Source organism: Streptomyces sp. MGP-P1 (assembly GCF_057766565.1).
This window is the reverse complement of record NZ_JBYMEM010000001.1, coordinates 782962-801834: the sequence shown is the minus strand read 5'-3', so window position 1 is coordinate 801834 and position 18873 is coordinate 782962. Positions and strand designations below refer to the sequence as shown.

Annotated in this window: 17 protein-coding genes, 1 tRNA gene and 5 pseudogenes; 18 read left to right on the top strand and 5 right to left on the bottom strand. The window is 70.5% G+C overall.

Translation table 11 applies throughout. From position 1 onward, the window contains the following. The first annotated feature begins 53 nt into the window (after positions 1-53). The 7 genes and pseudogenes from AC3CH1_RS03660 (at position 54) to AC3CH1_RS03630 (ending at position 4936) form a co-directional block, all read left to right on the top strand. A complete protein-coding gene (locus AC3CH1_RS03660) occupies positions 54-2195 on the top strand; it encodes a sensor histidine kinase (protein ID WP_488461522.1) in 2142 nt (713 codons plus the stop codon). Continuing rightward, complete coding sequence (locus AC3CH1_RS03655) at positions 2192-2626, top strand: roadblock/LC7 domain-containing protein (protein WP_488461521.1); 435 nt, start codon at positions 2192-2194, stop codon at positions 2624-2626. The genes AC3CH1_RS03660 and AC3CH1_RS03655 overlap by 4 nt, the downstream gene beginning before the upstream one ends. A 2-nt stretch (positions 2627-2628) precedes the next feature. Next, complete coding sequence (locus AC3CH1_RS03650) at positions 2629-3000, top strand: DUF742 domain-containing protein (protein ID WP_488461520.1); 372 nt, start codon at positions 2629-2631, stop codon at positions 2998-3000. After that, positions 2978-3601, top strand: coding sequence for a GTP-binding protein (locus AC3CH1_RS03645; RefSeq protein WP_488461519.1), 624 nt, complete (start codon positions 2978-2980; stop codon positions 3599-3601). Before AC3CH1_RS03650 ends, AC3CH1_RS03645 begins: the two co-directional genes overlap by 23 nt. Then, on the top strand, positions 3598-4182 hold the full coding sequence (locus AC3CH1_RS03640) for a GAF domain-containing protein (protein ID WP_488461518.1): 585 nt from the start codon (positions 3598-3600) through the stop codon (positions 4180-4182). The genes AC3CH1_RS03645 and AC3CH1_RS03640 overlap by 4 nt, the downstream gene beginning before the upstream one ends. Positions 4183-4234: 52 nt before the next feature. After that, positions 4235-4517: pseudogene (locus tag AC3CH1_RS03635) on the top strand (ABC transporter ATP-binding protein); the annotation flags it as partial. A gap of 18 nt (positions 4518-4535) precedes the next feature. After that, a pseudogene (locus AC3CH1_RS03630) lies at positions 4536-4936 on the top strand (MmcQ/YjbR family DNA-binding protein). Between the two features lie 241 nt (positions 4937-5177). Here the strand turns inward: AC3CH1_RS03630 and AC3CH1_RS03625 are convergent. Together AC3CH1_RS03625 and AC3CH1_RS03620 are read right to left on the bottom strand one after the other, a co-directional pair. Continuing rightward, on the bottom strand, positions 5178-6080 hold the full coding sequence (locus tag AC3CH1_RS03625; RefSeq protein WP_488461517.1) for a transketolase family protein: 903 nt from the start codon (positions 6078-6080) through the stop codon (positions 5178-5180). Between the two features lie 100 nt (positions 6081-6180). After that, entirely contained in the window at positions 6181-6891 is a 711-nt protein-coding gene (locus AC3CH1_RS03620) for a transketolase (protein ID WP_488461516.1), read from the bottom strand. Positions 6892-7018: 127 nt separating this feature from the next. Here AC3CH1_RS03620 and AC3CH1_RS03615 point away from each other — a divergent pair. Beyond that, positions 7019-7092, top strand: a tRNA-Pro gene (locus AC3CH1_RS03615). A gap of 56 nt (positions 7093-7148) precedes the next feature. Here AC3CH1_RS03615 and AC3CH1_RS03610 read toward each other — a convergent pair. Together AC3CH1_RS03610 and AC3CH1_RS03605 are read right to left on the bottom strand one after the other, a co-directional pair. Beyond that, a pseudogene (locus AC3CH1_RS03610) lies at positions 7149-7451 on the bottom strand (tyrosine-type recombinase/integrase); the annotation flags it as partial. A 483-nt stretch (positions 7452-7934) separates the two neighbouring features. Next, a complete protein-coding gene (locus AC3CH1_RS03605; protein WP_488461515.1) occupies positions 7935-8912 on the bottom strand; it encodes an AraC-like ligand-binding domain-containing protein in 978 nt (325 codons plus the stop codon). 356 nt (positions 8913-9268) lie between these two features. Between AC3CH1_RS03605 and AC3CH1_RS03600 the strand changes: the two genes are divergently transcribed. Together AC3CH1_RS03600 and AC3CH1_RS03595 are read left to right on the top strand one after the other, a co-directional pair. Beyond that, the gene (locus tag AC3CH1_RS03600; protein ID WP_488461514.1) at positions 9269-9466 is read left to right on the top strand and encodes a hypothetical protein; all 198 of its coding nucleotides are present in this window, start codon (positions 9269-9271) and stop codon (positions 9464-9466) included. A gap of 220 nt (positions 9467-9686) precedes the next feature. Continuing rightward, positions 9687-9962 (top strand): hypothetical protein, encoded by a 276-nt coding sequence (locus AC3CH1_RS03595; RefSeq protein ID WP_488461513.1) that lies wholly within the window; start codon positions 9687-9689, stop codon positions 9960-9962. A gap of 289 nt (positions 9963-10251) precedes the next feature. On the opposite strand, the pseudogene AC3CH1_RS03590 reads toward AC3CH1_RS03595, so the two are convergent. After that, positions 10252-10468: pseudogene (locus AC3CH1_RS03590) on the bottom strand (hypothetical protein); the annotation flags it as partial. Here AC3CH1_RS03590 and AC3CH1_RS03585 point away from each other — a divergent pair. The 8 genes and pseudogenes from AC3CH1_RS03585 to AC3CH1_RS03550 all read left to right on the top strand — a co-directional run. Further along, a pseudogene (locus AC3CH1_RS03585) lies at positions 10428-10616 on the top strand (hypothetical protein); the annotation flags it as partial. The pseudogenes AC3CH1_RS03590 and AC3CH1_RS03585 overlap by 41 nt on opposite strands. 591 nt (positions 10617-11207) lie before the next feature. Further along, entirely contained in the window at positions 11208-11438 is a 231-nt protein-coding gene (locus AC3CH1_RS03580) for a hypothetical protein (RefSeq protein WP_109981233.1), read from the top strand. Between the two features lie 76 nt (positions 11439-11514). Beyond that, entirely contained in the window at positions 11515-12852 is a 1338-nt protein-coding gene (locus AC3CH1_RS03575) for a YcaO-like family protein (RefSeq protein ID WP_488461512.1), read from the top strand. Continuing rightward, positions 12831-13553, top strand: coding sequence for a TOMM precursor leader peptide-binding protein (locus AC3CH1_RS03570; protein ID WP_326707347.1), 723 nt, complete (start codon positions 12831-12833; stop codon positions 13551-13553). Before AC3CH1_RS03575 ends, AC3CH1_RS03570 begins: the two co-directional genes overlap by 22 nt. Beyond that, positions 13537-15246, top strand: coding sequence for a hypothetical protein (locus AC3CH1_RS03565; RefSeq protein ID WP_488461511.1), 1710 nt, complete (start codon positions 13537-13539; stop codon positions 15244-15246). Before AC3CH1_RS03570 ends, AC3CH1_RS03565 begins: the two co-directional genes overlap by 17 nt. Beyond that, positions 15237-15995 carry a nitroreductase family protein gene (locus AC3CH1_RS03560; RefSeq protein ID WP_488461510.1) on the top strand — a complete coding sequence of 253 codons (759 nt, stop codon included), beginning with the start codon at positions 15237-15239 and terminating at the stop codon, positions 15993-15995. The genes AC3CH1_RS03565 and AC3CH1_RS03560 overlap by 10 nt, the downstream gene beginning before the upstream one ends. Beyond that, complete coding sequence (locus AC3CH1_RS03555; protein ID WP_488461509.1) at positions 15988-17754, top strand: ABC transporter ATP-binding protein; 1767 nt, start codon at positions 15988-15990, stop codon at positions 17752-17754. The genes AC3CH1_RS03560 and AC3CH1_RS03555 overlap by 8 nt, the downstream gene beginning before the upstream one ends. Then, entirely contained in the window at positions 17751-18872 is a 1122-nt protein-coding gene (locus AC3CH1_RS03550) for a hypothetical protein (protein WP_488461508.1), read from the top strand. The genes AC3CH1_RS03555 and AC3CH1_RS03550 overlap by 4 nt, the downstream gene beginning before the upstream one ends. Position 18873: the final 1 nt, after the last annotated feature.

Genomic DNA, 18873 nt, shown 5'->3' with positions numbered 1-18873 from the left:
ATGGACGCCGGCACGACCGCCGATCCCCGGTGCCCCCTGTACCGAGGACGCTGATGTCTCAACTTCGCGCACCCGACGCGCGACCGGACCGCCGCGAAGGCGGGCGGCACGGCCGCCCCGGCACGCGCGCCCACTCGGCCACTAACAGGCCGCGCGCCGCAGTGCCTCCCTCCGACGCCCGCATACGGCCCCAGCTGCTGCGGACCGCACTGCTCCCCGCCATCGCCGCCGTGCTCAGCGGCGCCGCGGCCGTCATCTTCACCGTCCGCGCGGGCGCCGTCGACGCCTCGCCCAGCCTCTGGGCGGCGCTCGGCGGATCCGGCGCGCTCGCCGTCGCCGCCGTCGCGGCCGCCTACCTCGGCGCCAACCGCGTCGCGGGCCAGGTGCTCGACCGGGCCCTCGCGCTCCGGCGGGCCAGCGCCCAGGGCCAGGCCGAGCTGCAACGGGTGATGGAACAGCTCCGCAACGGGGAAGCCGTCGCCGCCCGGCCGCCCGCGCAGCCCCCCGCGCCCGGGGCCGACGCCTTCGACCTGCTCGGACAGGAGATGGCGCGGGCCCAGGAAGCCGCCCTCACCGCCGTCGTCCAGGCGTCCCAACTCTTCAGCAGTACCGGCAACGACCAGAAGGTCGAGGTCTTCGTCAACCTCGCGCGACGGCTGCAATCCCTCGTCCACCGCGAGATCCAGATCCTCGACGAGCTGGAGCACGAGGTCGAGGACCCCGACCTCCTCAAGGGACTCTTCCACGTCGACCATCTCGCCACCCGGATCCGCCGCCACGCGGAGAACCTCGCCGTGCTCGGCGGGGCCGTCTCGCGGCGGCAGTGGAGCAACCCGGTCACCATGACCGAGGTGCTCCGCTCGGCCATCGCCGAGGTCGAGCAGTACCCCCGGGTCAAGCTGGTACCGCCGATGGAGGGCACCCTGCGCGGCCACGCCGTCGCCGACGTGATCCACCTGCTGGCCGAGCTGGTCGAGAACGCCACGGTCTTCTCCGCCCCGCACACCCAGGTCCTGCTGCGCGTCCAGCACGTCACGGCAGGCCTCGCCCTGGAGGTGGAGGACCGCGGTCTGGGAATGCCGGACCACGAGCAGAAGCGGATGAACGCCCTGCTCTCCGACCCCGACCAGGTCAACGTCGCCCACCTGCTCCAGGACGGCCGGATCGGCCTGTTCGTCGTCTCGGCTTTGGCCCGCCGCCACGGCATCGCCGTCCGCCTCCAGAGCAACATCTACGGCGGTACGCAGGCGGTGCTGGTACTCCCGCAGTCGCTGCTCGGGGCCGACCCCGATGCCCCGCCCTCGCCCGACGCCGTGCCCGTGCCGCCCCCCGGCGCCGTGCACCGGCCGCCCGTCGAGGTCCAGGCCCCCGCCGCCCCGCCGCAGAGCGGTACGGCCCGGCCTTCGCGTCCGGCCCAGGCGGCCATGGACGGATCGCACCAGAGGCCCGGCCAAGGGCAGAGCGGCGGCCCGCGGTCGGCGGCCGGCGATCACCCGCAGAACGGCCGCCCGCGACCGCCCGCGGGCGACGCCCCGCCCCTCCCGCTGCGCGCCGAACGCCTCGACCGCCCCACGCCGCACGCCTCCCCGCCCGAGCACGACGGCCGGCCCGCCCCGGCGGCCGCCCACGAGCGCGACGACCGCCCGCCTCCGTCCCGATCCCGGCCCGAACTGCCCAGACGGACGAACCAGGAATCCCTCGTCCCGCAGTTGCGCGAGGCACCCGCCCCCCGCGTCGAGGACGAACACGCCCTGCACGACCCGGGTCTCATGGCGGCCTTCCGGCGCGGCGTCGATCTCGCCGAGGCCCGGACCGCCCAGGAAGAGAGCCCCGCCGGCGGATACGGGGGCCCCGGCGCCACGGGGACCGGGGGACAGACCGCCCTCGACGCCCCGCTGGAGTCCCTCTCGCCCCTTCCCGTACGCGGAGCCACCGCCCCGCCCGACCTCCCCGGCCCGGCCGACGCGTCGCTGGCCGACCACGCACTGCCCGCGGCCGGCCCGCCCGTGCCGGACGGCTACCCGCCCGACGCGTACCCGCACGACAGCCCCGCGTACCGGCGCGACACCTACGCCGAGAGCGCCCACGACCCCGTCCCGGGCGAGCCCGGAGCGTTCGCGTCCGACCCCTTCCTGCCGGGCCGGGTCGTCCCGGAACCCCGAAAAGACGCCACCTTCAAGGAGCAGACACCATGACGACCGAAATCCCGTCCGGTCAGGTCTCGGACCTGGACTGGCTGCTGAGCGGACTGGTCCAACGCGTGCCCTACACACGCAGCGCGGTCCTGCTCTCCGCCGACGGGCTGGTGAAATCCGTGCACGGCATGGACCAGGACAGCGCCGACCACATGGCGGCCCTGGCCGCAGGCCTCTACTCACTGGGCCGCAGTGCCGGGGCCCGCTTCGGCGACAACGGGGACGTACGGCAGGTGGTCGTCGAACTGGACTCCACGCTTCTGTTCGTCTCCACCGCCGGATCCGGCACCTGTCTCGCCGTCCTCTCGGGACGCGAGGCGGACGCCGCGGTGCTCGGCTACGAGATGGCGATGCTGGTCAAGAGTGTCCGCCCGTATCTGACGACCCCGCCGCGGCAGCCGTCCGGGTCGGCGTTCACCCCGGGGCGCTGAGGATGCCGGCCCCGCAGGACGGGCCCCTGCTCGACGACGCGGCCGGCCGGCTGATCCGCCCGTACACGATCAGCAACGGCCGCACCAGGCCGTCCACCGCGTTCGACCTGCTGTCCCTGATCATGGCCACGGGAATCGAGCCGGACATTCCGCTCGACCCGGAGCACACCGTGGCCCTCGGCATGTGCGAAGGGCCGATGTCCGTCGCCGAGATCGCCGCACACCTCCGGCTGCCCGCGGTCGTCGCCAAGGTCATCCTGTCCGACCTGGTCGCCTGCGGGGCGGTCACCGCGCACGCTCCCGCTTTCCAAGACATGCCCACCGACCGATCCCTGCTGGAGGCAGTGCTCGATGGTTTACGACGACAGCTCTGACCGCACCCGAACCTCCGAGTTCTTCCCCGTGGCACTCAAGGTCCTGGTCGCCGGAGGATTCGGGGTCGGCAAAACGACGTTCGTGGGCGCGGTCAGCGAGATCGCGCCGCTGAGCACCGAGGAACTGCTGACCCAGGTCAGTGTGGGGACGGACGATCTGGAGGGCGTCGAATCCAAGACGGCCACCACCGTCGCCATGGACTTCGGCCGCATCACCCTCTCCGAGCAGCACGTGCTCTATCTGTTCGGCACACCGGGCCAGGAACGCTTCTGGTTCATGTGGGACGAACTCTCCCAGGGCGCGCTCGGGGCGGTGGTGCTGGCCGACACCCGGCGCCTCGCCGAATGCTTCGCCGCCGTGGACTTCTTCGAACGGCGCGGCATCGGATTCATCGTCGCCGTCAACGAGTTCGACGGCGCCTACCGCTACGAGCCGGACGAGGTCCGCGCCGCGCTCGACCTCGGACCCGAGGTGCCCGTCGTCCTGTGCGACGCGCGGATCGCCAGCTCCGGAACGGGCGCCCTCGTCACCCTCGTACAACACCTCATCAACGCCACCACGGCGTCCGCCCCACTACAGACCTTCGGAGCCCACCCGTGACATCCTTCGCCACCGGCCGGATGCTCCTGACGCCCACCGACCGGCACGGCCCGGCCCGCGCGCAGCGGCTGCGCAAGCTGGACCTCGGCGAACGCCCCGACGCCTCCTACGACAACTTCGACGCCTTCGCCGACAAGGTGGCCGAAGTCACCGCCACGCCCTACTCGATGGTCAACTTCATCGACGAGAACCGGCAGTTCTTCGCGGGGCTGCACACTCCGGCGGGCAACCGCGGTGGCCGGGACCTCGGTTCGGCCGCGGCGGGCAGCAACCGCAGCAGCCGTTACATGGCCCGCGACCACGGCTACTGCCCGCACGTCCTCGTCCGGCGCAAGGCCCTCGTCCTGGACGACGTCTGCGACTACCCGCGCTTCGCGGGCAACCCGGTCGTGGACGACATAGGCATCCGCTCCTACCTCGGGGCGCCGCTGATCGACCGCACCGGCATCGCGCTGGGCACCGTCTGTGCCGTCGACACCGTGCCGCGCCCCTGGGGCCGGGCCGGGCTCGACACCATCAAGTCGCTCGCCCATGAACTCGTCCGCCAGATCGACGACCGGGAACGCCACCACCCCCTCTGACACCCCCCGCGGGTGGTGCCGTACTCAACTCCCGGGCGACGCACCGACGCTGCCGGTCCTCCTGATGGACGAGCCGTTCGGCGCGCTCGACGCCCTCGCCCGCGAGCAGATGAACACCGAGCCGAACCGGATCCGGCGGACCACCGACACCACGGTCCCCCTGGTCACCCACGGCCTCTCGGACGCGGTCCACCTGGCCGAACGGGTCGTGGTGATGAGCCCGCGCCCCGGCACCCTCACGGAGATCACCGAGGTGGGTCTGCCCGTCGGGAGCGACTACGGCGAGACGCTGGGCCGCCCGGCGTTCCGCGCACATCCGTGATCTGCTGGGCGCGGGGAAACGGAGGCCCGGGATGACCGAACATGCCGCGATCACCGCCGCCGATGTCCGCTCGGCCGCGCTGTCCCTGCCCGACACCACGGAGAAGCTCGCCTGGGGGCAGGCCACCTTCCGGGTGGCCGGCAAGATCTTCGCCTCGCTCGGTGACGACGAGACGGCGATGGGCGTGAAGTGCCCCCCCGGGAGGACCGTGCCGAGCTGATCGCCGCCGAGCCGGAGAAGTTCTTCATCCGCGAGGGGCACGACGACCACTACGCCTGGATGCGCGTCCGGCTGTCCGCCCTGGCGGACGCGGATGAGCTGACCGCCATCCTCGCCGACTCCTGGCGGCAGGTCGCCCCGCGCCGACTGCTGGCGGCGCACCCGGAGCTGGACGCGCCGAGGGACGGGGTGGCGGGGGAGAGCGAGGGGTGAGGATGCGAGGTGAGCGCGGCGGGTGACCGGCAGACGGCGGCCGGGGCGTGTGGTCGCGTCGGTGGGGTGGGCCGGGCCGGCGGTACGGGTGCGCGGGGGCGGGCGGCGGCCCGATCGCGCGGGCTTGCCTCCGGCCGGGCTGAACGGGGTGGGGCCGATCGCGGGGGAGTGCCCGGCGTGCCCGGGCTGACGGGGTGGGCGGCGGAGTCGGCGGGTCGGGTTGCTGGGTGGGCCCTGCCGATCAGGGGCGCAGGAATCCGGTGATCCGCTTTCGCAGGCCCTGCGGGTCCAGGCCGTGCGCCGCGAGGTGCTCCTCCAGCTGCCCGTACCGGCGCAGCTCGGCGCGGCCCACGCCCAGCCCGAGCACCCGGTGGGGCAGGTCGATCAGCGCTTCGCCCGCCGCGGTGGCGGAGGTGCCCGCCAGATAGGGCTCCACGATCACCACGTCCGCGGTCGTGGCCGCACCGGCGGCCCGGCGCACCCCCGCCGCGTCGAACGGCCGCACGGTCGTCGCGTACAGCACGGTGACGTCCAGCCCCTCGGTGGCGGCGAGGACGTTGTCGAGCATGGGGCCGACCGCGATGACGGTCCCGTGCCGCCCTTCGCGCACCACGGTGAACCCGGCCGTGCCGCTCACCGGCAGCGCCTCCCGGTTCGCCTGGAGCGAGAGGCGTACGTACACCCGGTCGTCGCCGGCGACGGACTCCCGCAGCAGGGCCTCGGCCTCGTCCGGATGGCCCGGCACATGCACGGTCCAGCCGTCGAGCGTGTCCAGGAGGGCCACGTCGCCGGGGGACATGTGCGTGAAGCCCCCGGCCGGCCAGTCGTACGAGCCGCCGGCGCTCACCAGGATCCCCCCGACCCCCTGGTGTCCGAAGTCCAGCTTGACCTGCTCGAACGGTCGCTCGACCAGGAAGCTGGCGAAGGTGTGCACGATCGGCCGCATTCCCGTCAACGCCATCCCCGCTCCGGCCCCGACCAGCAGTTGCTCCCGGATTCCGACGTTGATCACCCGGTCCGGGTGGGCGCGCCGGGCCGGGGCGAAGCCGTCGGCGCTGATGTCGGCGAGCACGACGGCCAGCCGGGGCTCCTCGTCCAGGAGTCGCGAAGCGGTGCTGATGAATCGGTCACGCATGGTGTCCATGAAGGGGTCCCTCCCGGGGGCTCCGGTGTGCGCAGAGTCGGTGGTGCCGTGGTGGTGCCGTGGTGGTGCGGTGGTGGTCGTACGGGGTCGGTCGGTGCGGTCAGCTCTTGGGCTCGACGCGGGCGACGACGGCCAGCGGTTTACCCGGGTGGGGTGTGGTGAACGCCGTGTACAGGGCCTCGTGGTCGCGACCGTCCACGGTCACCGCCGCCCACCCGGCGGACGCGAAGCGGGAAGCGATGCCGCCGGGCCAGCCGTGGGTGGCGGACGCGTTGTCGATCACCAGCGTGTGCAACTGTTCGAGCCCGGCGGGGCCCGCGTGGGCGATGGCCTCGTGATTGCTGCCCTCGTCCAGCTCGGCGTCGCCGATCAGGACCCATACCCGGGGGTCGGTGAGGCCCTGGGCGCGCAGCCCGAGCACCGTTCCGACGGCGAGCGGCAGCCCGTGCCCGAGGGATCCGCTGCCGATCTCCGCCCCCGGCACCAGCAGTCGGTCCGGGTGGTGGCCGAGCGGCGAGTCGTACGCTCCGAAGCCGGGCAGCAGCTCCTCGCCGAAGAAGCCGTGCGCGGCGAGGACGGCGTAGTACGCCATCGGGCCGTGCCCCTTGGACAGCAGGAAGCGGTCCCGCCCGGGGGCGTCGGCCGTGTCCGGTGTGACGCGGAGCACCCTGTCGTAGAGCACCCACAGGGCGTCGAGTGTGGAATGGGCGGCGGGGGCGTGTTTCTCGGCGCCGGTCATCAGGGCGATCAGGCGGTCGAGGTCATGGAAGGCGAGGGGGCCGCGTACCGTCGAGCCGGTCGTGTTCGTCATGCCACCGAGCGTTCAACATCAACCACGGTTGAGGTCAAGCGCGGAATGGTGTTGGTGACCACCTGCCGGAGTGCGGTATTGTTCTCATGCGCGTTCAGCCAGGGGAAACCCCAGGTCAAACGGGTAACGGGACGTGGCGCAGCTTGGTAGCGCACTTGACTGGGGGTCAAGGGGTCGCAGGTTCAAATCCTGTCGTCCCGACTGGAGACAGTCGTAGATCAGGGCCGGTATCGGAGCAATCCGATACCGGCCCTTGATCATTTTTTGGGGGCCAGTTGGGGACCAGCTGGAGGTCTGGCGTCCTTGACCGGGTCTCCGGCGCAGCGGGGCATGACGATCGGGCTCGGCAGTGAGCGCGGTGCGCGCAGCACGTTGAAGTGGGCCGAGAGCGCCGCCCCGGCAGCCGTGATCTTGTGGACGTCCGGGTGCAGGTAGCGCTGGGTGGTGGTCAGCGAACCGTGGCCGGCGATCCTGCGGAGGACGTGTACTTGGACCCCGGCGTCGGCGAACCAGGTGAGTGCGGTGTGCCGGAGGTCATGGCGGCGCCGATGCTCGTATACGCCAGAAACGGGGGCCGTAGACCCAGCCGTCCGGTATCCCACTCGTACGCCAGTGCGATGTACCACCTCTGGCGACCCGTCAGGATACACCTGAAAACTCTTGCGGCACGCCCTCTTCGTACCCGTACCGGTACAGGAATGAGGCGGCAGGCTCGCCCCCTGGCAGCAGGCCGGTTCAGTCGTCGTCCGGTGTGCTGCCGATCCAGGCGACCGGCCCCTCCACCGCGGCAACCCAGTGTGGCGACCAGCCAGCGGCGCCTCCGGCGTACGAGCGCGATCACTATCGCCACCGCCCCCGACCCTGACCACGATTGCCGTGCTTAACACAACTGGGCCAGCAGGCTGTGTAGGAGCGCGTTGCCGGGCAAGGTCGAGGTCCCCAAGGATCAGCTGGAGGACCTGCTGAAGGGGGACGTGCGCGTCGTCCTCGACCACGCCGCACGCCCGGACGGTGTCGCGTGGGTACCAGCCGCGTAACCGTGTTCATGACTCGGGGTCAAGGCCCCCGGCCCTGTTCTGGTCGCGCCAGGTCCGGGGGGAGACACCGTAGGCCTGCTTGAACACCCTGCTGAAGTGTGTGGCGTCTACGAAGCCCCATCTGCGGCCTGTGGCAGCTATGGTCCGGTGCCGGCCCTCGGGGCCGGTCAGTTCCCGCTTGCACTCCGCCAGACGGTGCGTCCGTATCCACTCCCCCAGGCTGACACCCGATCGGGTCAGCACGGTGTAGAGGTGACGGACCGAAATACCGTGCGCAGCGGCGATCCGTGCGGCCGACAGATCGTGATCGGCCAAGTGCGCCCTGATATACCCCATGATCCGGAGGCTGAGCGTCGCCTGCAGCGGGGCCCGGCCCAGGTCGGAGTTCCCGAGTTGGGAGGCTACGACGGAACGGAGCAGTTCGACGCTCGGCTCCGTGACCGCCTCGGCGTACCTGCCTCGACGCAGCTTGTCGCTGACGGCCAGTTGGGAAAAGTAGTTGGAAGCGAGGCGCGCGAGGGGGTTGTCAGTGCCGAGGGTGACTGCCGTGATGTCGCGTAGCGACCGCTCGGGAAGCGCGAGTGCTGATCGAGGGAAACGGAGGAAGTGCTGGTCGACACCCTCGTCAAAGACAAGTGTGTAGGGGGTACTCGTGTCGTAGAGGGCGAAGTCTCCCGGTCTCAGCAGAGCCTGGCGGCCGTTCTGCACCACCAGGCTGGTGCCCGACATCTGCAGACCGAGGAAGACCGCCGGTTCCTCGGTCTCCCGCGCCAGTCGCTGTGTCCGTTTGATGGTCAGCGCGGTCGCCCGCGCGGAGCAGACCCCGATGGGCCCGACGGTCTCCAACCCGATGCGGACCGAGAGATTCTTGGGCGGCAGGTGGTGAGCGATGTCGATCTTCACGACGGAATCCCACACCGCTTGCCGCACCGCTTCCTCCCGGTCCCGCGACGGTACGAACGCTGTGTCCAGGACCGGGCTCACGAGGTGGACCTCCAACGGTGGGAACGGTGTTGACCGGACCGGTTCGGTTCAGGGGCTCTGATCTCGTCGCTACCGTGCCTTCCCCCCAAAAGAACCCGTCCTTCGACCAGGAGCCCAATTGGGCATCACCATGGCAGGGCTCGGTCACCCGTGCAACGGAGTCGTTAGGAATGTGCCCTACCTGAAAACAGGGGCAGGGGCAACCGTTGTCGTGCTCGCTCCGCCCCGCACGCCTGGTCAAGAACCGCGCACGAACGGCACATGTGGTGTGCCGCCGCCAGCCTAGGTTCATCCCAGGGCGAACCCGGCGTGATGATCTGCGCTCTGGAGAGTCCGCATGAGGGAGGCACGCACTCGTGAGCATCAAGATCGCTCTGGTCGCAGCGGGCGCCGCACTGCTGCTGGCATCCGCAGTAGGCAGCGCAACCGCACAGGCTCGGACCCAGGCAGGAGGAGGTTCGGCCGCACCCGCGATCGTCACCGGCTCCAGCTTGATCGAACCGGCCCAGTTGTGCATGGGCGCGTCGGTGGCATCGGGTGGGCGTCAGCCATGATGTCACGAGGTGACCGGGCTGCTGCCGTTGGGTGCCGGTCCCGAAGACGGCGGGCCGTCATGCAGGCGCCCGTTCGCACGGAGGATCCGGCTGTCCGCGCCGGTGGAGTGCACGGGGCAGGTTCGGAGTACGGCTGGCTATCGACGGCCCCGGGGGTGGCGACACAGCTCAGGGCGCGTGACACCAATTTCCTTGCTGTGCATCTTAGTTGGGGGGTCCGATGGGCATTGGTTTGCCTCTGTTGGTTTTCGTTGTGGTCTGGCTGGTGATCGGGCTGGTGCGGAGGCCCAGCCCCTCGGCGCAGAAGGCTTGGGCCAGAGGCGTCACCGGTATCTCCGTGCTCTTGATACTTGGTGCGGTCCTCTACGGCGCAACGGTGGAAGCGAGCTCCGGCTATGACGGACCCTCGCCCGCTCTGCTGGCGTTGCTCGTGGTCGCGATCGCCGTGGCACCGGGTGTGATCGCAGCGCTGGTGCGCAGCGGCAGGAACAGCTAGGAGCCGTACTTCTGAGCGTTCCCCGACCGCCTCCGGCCCCCCGGCCGGGGGGCGGTCGCGTTCCGCGCTCAGATCGGCGTGGACGTCCTCGTCTGCTGCCCTTTCTACTCCTGACACCGGGGGAGGCGCGGCGGGTGGGGGCGGCGGTCCTCGGAACGGGCGGGCGCTGCGCTGGCTGGAGGACCGCGTCGGCGGGTGGCTACGCGGCGGAGCGCCGCCCCGCCAGCAGCCATCAGGCCGTCAGTGCCCGATCAGGGCCGGTATCGGAGCGATCCGATACCGGCCCTGATCATTTTAGGGGACCAACTGGGGGCCAGTTGGAGGTCCGGCGTCCTTGACCGGGGCAGCGGGTCATGACGATGAGGCTAGGCAGTGAGCGTGGTGCGCGCAGCACGTTGGAGTGGGCAGGGAGCGCCGCCCCCGGTGGCCGTGATCTTGTGGACGTCCGGGTGAAGGTAGCGCTGGGTGGTGGTCAGTGAACCGTGGTCGGCGATCCTGCGGCGGACCCTGGACGAGCGGCAGCGGCGTCTGCTGGTGGGAGCTGAGGTCCGGCTCCTGGGACACGGAGGGATCCGGACCGTCGCCCAAGCGGCCGAGGTCAGCGAGACCACCGTCCGTAAAGGCGTGGGCGAGTTGGAGGCGGGGGCGGGACCGTCCACCTCGTCCAGCCCCGCCTCGCCGAGCACGGCTGCACCCTTCCACCCCCGGTCGTGCTTCGTGACCGACGAGGAAATTTGCCAGGCGAGGGAGGACTGGGCGACCGGCACCCGCTGAGCGGGTGAGCTGCCCCACCCGCGTGCCGAAGGCCGCAGGGCCGGCCCCGCACGCCGGATTCTCGCAGTGCCGCGGTCGAGGTGGCGCCCGCAGGGCGTCGCAGGGGCGCGCGGAGACCCGCAGAACGCGGCCGCGAGGAAATAGCGGCGTCGTTCGGATCCGGCCCCGGGGTCGACGTGACCCCTGGCGCGCTCCGTGGTCCGTCTCGTTTTCGAACCAACCGGCTCCCGCTCTCGCCCCCCATCAGGGCGAACAGTCGCGAGGCACTGCGATGATCATCTGATGGTTCGTCACGAACGCTCGCACGTTCGGGTGTTGAAGATCCAGCCGCTTGTCGTCTCATATTTTCTTCACACTTTCTTGAGCGTGAAAAGTGATCAGTGACCCTAGGTTGAGCCTGACTCGGGCGCACCGATTCGGCCAATTCCGCGCCGGAGTTGACTTGTTATTCGCGAGAGAAGGGAAGAGCAGATGCTTGACACCGATCCCACGCCAGGAGGAGCGGTCGACCTCGTCGTCGGCGATGCCGATGAGTCCTGGGAGGACCTCGTACGCGATCTGATCGCGGGCCCGGCGGACCCCTCGCGCATCCTCACGGACTGCGGTGGTAACGGCTGTAACTGTGCCGGCTGTGTCGGCTGCGGCCTGAACTGCATGAGCGGCGGCTGGAAGTGCGCCACGTGTGGCAGCGCGTGCTGCTAGTGCCGTCCCCGGCCGACCCCGCCGGTCGAGGCGGTAGGTAGCGAATCGGCCCGCCGGCGGTGGTACCCGTCGGCGGGTGCCACCCGGACAAGGACCACGGTGTTCCTTGCCTGACCTGAATGACGTGAACATGAAACAGCTTGATCCGCTTCTCTCGCGCTACGGCGTCGTCGGGGACGCCTTCGACCTCTCCCCGTCCCGCTATCGAGGTCTGCCGGAGCTGAGCTCCTACGGGGTCGATCTCGGCAGCGGCTTCCCGGGCTTCGAGGCACGCCCGGACGACCGGGTTGTGGCCGGAGGGCATGCGCTGGGAGACAAGGACAGGGCACGCCTGCTCGCCATCGCCGAGGGATGCGAGCGCTACTCGGGGGCGCAGTTCGGCACGGAGGGCGTAGTGACCGCCGCCGCGCACGATCTCGATGGCAGGGTGCTCGACTGGTCGCGGGTTCCGCGTCTGTCCGACGCGGAGTACGCGCATCCGCGGTGCCCGCTCGTCCCCTTCGATCCGGCCGCGCCGATCAGGTGGGTGCGGGGGGTGGATCTCCGGGACGGAGACCCCACCTGGCTGCCGCTCTCCATGGCGGCCTACCGGTCGGGGCGCCGTCTCCCGGCCGAGCGCTTCGTGGCGAGCATCTCGACGGGCTGCGCCGTGCACACCGATCCCGCGAGTGCTGTCTTCGGCGGCCTGAGCGAGGTCGTCGAGCGGGACATGATCGCCGTTCTGTGGCTACAGAAGCTGCCGCTGCCGCACATTCCTTTCGACGTGCTGGACGAGCGGGAACTCACCGTGGTCGAGTGGGCGCACGATCGCTTCCTCGACACCGTGCTGCTGGATGCCACCAGTGACATCGGTGTACCCACGGTGTACTGCATGCAGACCGCACCGCATGACCAGACGATACGCACCATGGTCGGGTGCGGTACCGGGCTCACCATTCAGGATGCCGCGTACAAGGCGTTGCTGGAAGTCACCTGCTTCCGTGATTCGCTGCATGTGGAGTGGGAGGAGCCCGAGTCCTTCGCCGACTACACCGATATCTCGGACGGCGCGAAGTACATGGGCAAGCCGGAGAACGCCCCGCACTTCGCATTCCTCACCGATGACCACCCCGACCGGCCCTCGTTCCAGGATCGCGGCCGTTACGCCGCCGATGCCACTGAGGGGCTGACCCGCGCTGTCCGGAGGTTCGCCGAGCTGGACATGGCGGTGATCGCCGTAGACCGGACGACGACGGAACTCGCCTCGGTCGGACTGCACTCTGCGACCGTGGTCATCCCGGACCTCCAGCCCATGTCTCTCGTGCCGCTCGCCCAGTATCACGCACATCCCCGGCTCTACTCCGCCCCCGCGGCGATGGGATATCGCGTACTGCCTGTCGAGGAGTTGAACCCGTGTCCGCAGCCGTTCGCCTGACCCGTCTGTCCGTCCTTGGTACCGGGGCTTTCGGCGCCCGGGCGTCCGAACTGCTGCCGGAGATCTCGGGCCTGGCCGTCACCCAGGTCGGTCCGGAGATCACCTGCGACATGCTCGTCGATGCCGATGCAGCCGTGCTGGTACTGGACCGTCCAGCCCGGCGGTTGGCACGCCGATTCCGGCAGGTGGCCTCCGAGGCGGGAAAGCCGTGGCTCCTGGTGGAGTTCGATCACCCCGTCATCCGAGTGGGACCGTACTTCGATCCTGCGGCCGGCCCATGCCTGGACTGCTTCTACGCGCGTGAGGACCAACACGCCGACAAGCCGGCTCCCCTCCGGAAACCCGTACCCGGGCACGAGCACACGCACGAACACAACCACGGACACGCCCACGCACCGGACTGTTCGCACACATCGGCCCCCGCGTCGGCGGAGGAAGGACTCGGCGTCGAGGCGGCGGCCGGGGTCCTGCCGCATCAGGCGCGCATCGCCGCGGGGCTGCTGAGCCTGTCGCTGGCCGAGCAGGTTCGCGGGCGGGTGGTCACCGTCGATCTCCGCACGGCGGCGGTCCGCTCGGACCAGGTGATCGGCTGCCACGGCTGCCCGCACTGCGGCGACGAGACCCAACGCACGCTCATGTCGCGACAGCTCGATCACCTGTTCCGTACCGTGGGAGGCGTCACTCATGACGAGCACCGGTAGTTTCCCCGTCAACGGCCTCCGGCCCCGGTTGCGCGGTGGGGTGGCGGTCTCCGCCGCCGACGGCCAGGTCGTCTTCTCGGCCGGACAGATCCGCAAGAGGATCGGTGGAGGGGACGCCCTCCGGCTCCTGCTGCCGATCGCGTCGGCGATGGACGGACGCCGCACGGTCGGCGACCTCGCCGAAGCGACGGACCTTCCGTACGAGGCGGTGGCCCAGGCCGTGGCACTGCTGGTGAAGCAGGGCCTCGTCCTCTCCGGGGAGGTCTCATCGCCGAGGCCGCTGGCGGCCGGCGTCGTCGACTACCTGGAACAGACCGCCGGTACCTCGGCCTCGTTCCGCGACGCCTCCGAGGTACTGGAACGCCTGTCTCGATGCGCGGTGCTGATCGTCGCCCCACCGAGCCACACGGAAGCCGTCCGCGACGACCTGGCGATGAGCGGCGTCGGAGCAGTCCACAGCGCCTCCACGCCGGCCGGGGTCGGGAACGAGGTGCTCGACAGCCTGCGGGAAGCGGCGGGCAGCCTCGTGGTGCTGTACGGCCCGCCTCGCCACGATGACGGCACGGACAGCTTCACCGACGACTGCGCGGCCCGCGACATCGCGGTACTGCACTACGCGGCGTACCAGGGGCAGGTCGACCTCGGTCCGTTGGTGCATCCGCGAGCGACGCTGTGCCGACGCTGCTTCACCAGCGGCTACCTCGCGGAGTTCGGAAGCGAACAACCGGCCCCGGCCGACACCGCCACGGGGACGGTCGCCGCCGGACTGGTGGTGGGCGAAGCGCTGGCCTACCTGGCCGACGTCGACAGCGTGCGCACCAGTCAGGCCCTCGTCCGCTGGACCCTGCCGGACCTCACCGCGGTGCGGTACGCGGTCTCTGCCGAGGCCGGCTGCGCATCGTGCGCGACGACGTCCCGCCGCTCGGGGGAGCGTGCAACCGTACTTGAGGCGTACGAGGACATCGTCGCCGCGCATCCCCTCGCCGACCGGCCTCAGCCTCCGGTCACCGCCGGCCGGGAGAAGCGCCTGACGGCGCTGGGCAAGGAACGCGAGCCGTTCGCCACGGCACCGGTGATACCACTGCCTCCGCCACCGGCGACCGCGTCGGCCGCCCCGACCGGTGGTGAGGTGCGGGCCGCGTCCGAGGCGGGCCCATCCGGGGCAGTGGGGACCGCCGACGCGGCATTCGTCGCCGACCTGGCGGCGATGGTGGCGGGACGGCGCGGGGACGGCGAACCCGGCAGGTGGACCGCGTCCGGGGGAGACCTCGCGTCGGTCGAGCTGTATCTGATGTGCGCGGACACGGTCTCCGGACTGCCCGCGCACACCATCCTGAAGTACGACGACATCGCACACCGGCTCCTCGTCACCCGCCGGACCCACGGGCCCGGCCTGTGGCGGTCCATGCTCGACGCGACCGGGATCACGGACAGTCCGGACGTCGTTCTGGTCGTCGTCGGCGCGCTCTGGAGACTGAAGCTCAAGTACAGCACCTTCGGGATCAGGCTGGGGCACCTCGACGCCGGGTGCGCCCTCGCGCAACTGCACGCGGTGGCCACCGACAGAGGAGCACGGGTCACTCTGAACGACCGCTGGCAGCCGACGCTGCCGACACTGCTGGAACTCAAGGAAGACGAACAGGTCATGGCCGTGGCCGGCCTGTGGACCCCGCGGAGCGCGCGATGCCACTGATCGACGAGACCGACCTGTGGTCGCTGGCGAAGCGTGCACTCGCCCCCGCCGACCACCCCGACGAGCGCACCCCTCCGGACGGGCCGTCGGCACAGGACACCTCCCGCGCCTCCTTGACCTCCCGGATCTCTGGGAGTGTGCCGCTCCACGACGTGCTGGCAGCCCGTCGATCGGTCCGCCGGTTCCGGGAGGACCCGGTGTCCGACACCGACCTCGCCACCCTTCTGGATCTGGCCACGTCGACCGACCGGCAGATGTGGCCGCACGGTACGGCCGCGACCACCCCGCAGGCATGGCTCGTCCGCGGCCTGACAGGTACCTCGGGAGCGCGGCTGCGCCAGTACATCTCGCGGCGGTCCACGGCGGGACAGACCACGGCGGGGGAGCCCCTCGCGGGGGAGTTCACCGACCACGGCGACAGCCCCGGACCGGCCCTGCTCGCCACGCGTTACGCCCCGGCCCCGGTAACGCTCCTGATCTGCGCGAGGATCACCGACGACACCGACACCGACACCCGCTCCGACGACACCGGCTCGGACTACGGGCGGGCGCTCCTGCGGGCGTCGGCTTTCGGCTACAACGCCTGGCTGTCGGCGGTCGCGGCGGGTCTCGGCGGCAGCGTGTACGGCCGTTCCTCACCTGAGGTGACCCGCATCGTGCGCCGGTACACCGGTACACCGGCGAGGCACCTGTTCACCCTGGTGCTGGGGCACCCCGCCGAAGCCCGCAGGAGTCCGGACCGTGAGTGACACCGAACGGATACAGATACGCGCTCTCGGCCGGCGCGTACTGCGGCGATTCGCCGCGCACAAGGCCGCCTTCGCGCTGTCCCTGCTGACCGTCGTGCTGTCCACGGGGCTCGGGATCAGCGGGCCGCTGTTCCTTCGCGTCATCGTCGACGAGGCGGTGCCCCAGCGCGACCGGGAGCTGCTGATGTGGATGTGTCTGGGCATGCTCGCCGTGGGGATGGCCCAGAGCGGCTTCTTCTACCTACAGAGCCGGTTGACGAACTCGATCGGACTCGGAGTGGTCCACGGTCTGCGGGTGGACGTGTACGAGCGGGTGCAGTCGATGCCGATCACCTTCCACGCCGGCCGGTCGGGGGCGGAGGTGCAGACAAGGCTGGCCAGCGACATCGGCGGCATCTCCGATGTCATCACCTTCACCGCCCAGCGCGCGCTCGGGTCACTGACGATGGTGATCACCATCGGGACGGCCATGCTCATCCTCAGCTGGCCCGTCGCCGTGGTGGCGATCGGTCTCACACTGGGGCTGGTCATCATGAACCAGCGCTACGCCGAACGGCAACGGCTCCTGGCTGTCGAGGCACAGGAGCACACATCGGAGATGATGCGCCTGGCCGGCGAGCACCTCTCCCTGCCCGGTGTCCTCATGGGACGTACGCTGCGCTGCTGGGACGGCCAGCGGGACCGGTTCCGGGCATCGTCGTCGGCCATCGCCGACCTGACGATCCGTGAGCGTTCCATGGCGACCAGCGCGGAGTCGATCATCGGCGTCTCCTTCGCGGCGATCCCGCCGGTGGTCTACTGGATGGCAGGCGGCGGCTTCACCAGCCTGTCGATCGGCACCGCGATCGTGCTGGTCGTGCTGCAACTCCAGCTCGCGCAGCCGATCCAGGCACTGCTCGGCCTGAGCACGTCCGTGCGGCGGTCACTGGCGCACTTCGACCGGATCTTCGAGTACGTCGACCTCGGACCGACGGCGGCCCTGCCCGCGCCGCGGACCCCGCACACCGGGACCCAGGTACCCGCGGTCGGCATCACACTGCGCGAGGTCTCCTACCGCTATCCGGAGAGCGGCAGGAGCACACTGCGCGGGATCGACCTGGACTTCCCCGCCGGTTCCACCACCATGATCGTGGGTTCGACCGGCTCCGGAAAAAGCACCCTGGGCTACCTCGTAGCGGGACTGCTGGAGCCCGGCGCCGGTACGGTCCGGGTGTCCGGCGGCGATGACAAGCCGTCCGAGACGGTCCTGTTGGTGCCCCAGGAGCCCGGTATCTTCAACGCCTCCTTCCGGGACAACCTCCTCCTCGCCCGCCCGGGCGCCACCGAGGCCGAACTGCGTGAGGTGCTGTCCCGCCTGGCTCTCGACGATCTCGTCTCCTCGTTCCCCGAGGGACTGGACACCTCGGTCGGCGAAAGGGGCTACCAGCTCTCCGGCGGCGAACGCCAGCGGCTCGGGCTGGCCCGCGCACTGCTGTCGGACGCCCCCGTCGTCGTGCTCGACGAGGTGACGAGCGCTCTGGACTGGGCGACCGCACGAACGGTGCAGGCGGCACTGGAGGAACTGCGCGGCAACCGGACCACGGTCGTCATCAGTCACCGGCTGTCCGGAGTCAAGGACACCGACCGGGTGGTGGTTCTCGCGGAAGGGCTCGTCGCGGAGAACGGTACCCATGGCGAACTCCGTACCGCGCCCGGCCGGTACTCCGACCTCCTACGCATGCGCGACGAGGACCTGTCCGAGGCGGGTACGACGCCATGAGTTCCCCCATCAGAGTCTCCGCGGCGATCATGACCCACCCCGCTCGCAGGGCGAGAGCCCTCGCACTCAGGGACAGCCTTCCGGAGTTGGGCCTCCAGGTCGTCGAGGATCCCGACCCCTACGGCCCCGGCTCCTGTTCGGCGAGGACCGCGGTGCTTGCCTGGGGAACGGTGGCCCCCGAGGCCACCCACCACCTGGTCCTTCAGGACGACGCCGTCCCCGTCGCGGACCTGCGGGAACGTGTGCTGCGTACGGTCGGTGAGCGGCCGACCGCCGCGATCAGCCTCTACACGGAATGGGCTTCGGCCACGTCGTCCGCCGTCCACCTCGCGGCCTGGCTCGGACAGCCCTTCGCCGAGGTGTGCGACCCGTACACACCCTGTATCGGACTCGTTCTGCCGGCGGAGGCGGCCCGTGAACTGGTGAGGACGAGACCGGAGGTTCCGCAGGACGACGTCATGATCGCCGGCGTGCTGCGCAGGCTCGGGGTTCCCGTGTACGTGACCGTCCCGAATCTGGTCCAGCACGCGACCGAGGTGAGTCTCACCGGCAATACCCCGATGGGGCTGCGGCTGGCCGCCTGCTACTCCACCGCACCCCACAGCGACACCGCGCCGGTGGTGGACGCCCGGGTGGACCTGCTGCCCTGCTTCTCACGCTCGTACGGAAGGCCGTACTACCTGGAACGGGACCCCGGCAGCGTCTCGGGCTGGTCGCAGCGCGGCCTGCTCGAGACGCTGCGGCGGCGAGACGTGGATGTGCCCGCACTGCAACGCACGGCGGCACGCCGGTCGGCGGATCTGCACCGCGCCCAACCGGATCTGCGGCCCGACATCGTCATCAGCCTGTGGATCACCGCTTGGCTGGGGGGTAGCGAACTCCGCCGGCTCCTCGACGACCATGCCGTGGACCCGGTCGAGGTGCTCGACCGGAGACTGGGGCACATCGCTCTGGCCAACATCGGCCCCGGGATCTTCGACCAGTACATGTTGCCGGAACGACTCCTCGAACTGTCACCCGTCCTGGAGACCTTCGCCCGTGCGGCGTTCACCGAGGGCGTCACGCCGTCCGGTGTCCGCGACGGGCGATTCCCCGACCACCGGTCGCTCAGCGACTGAA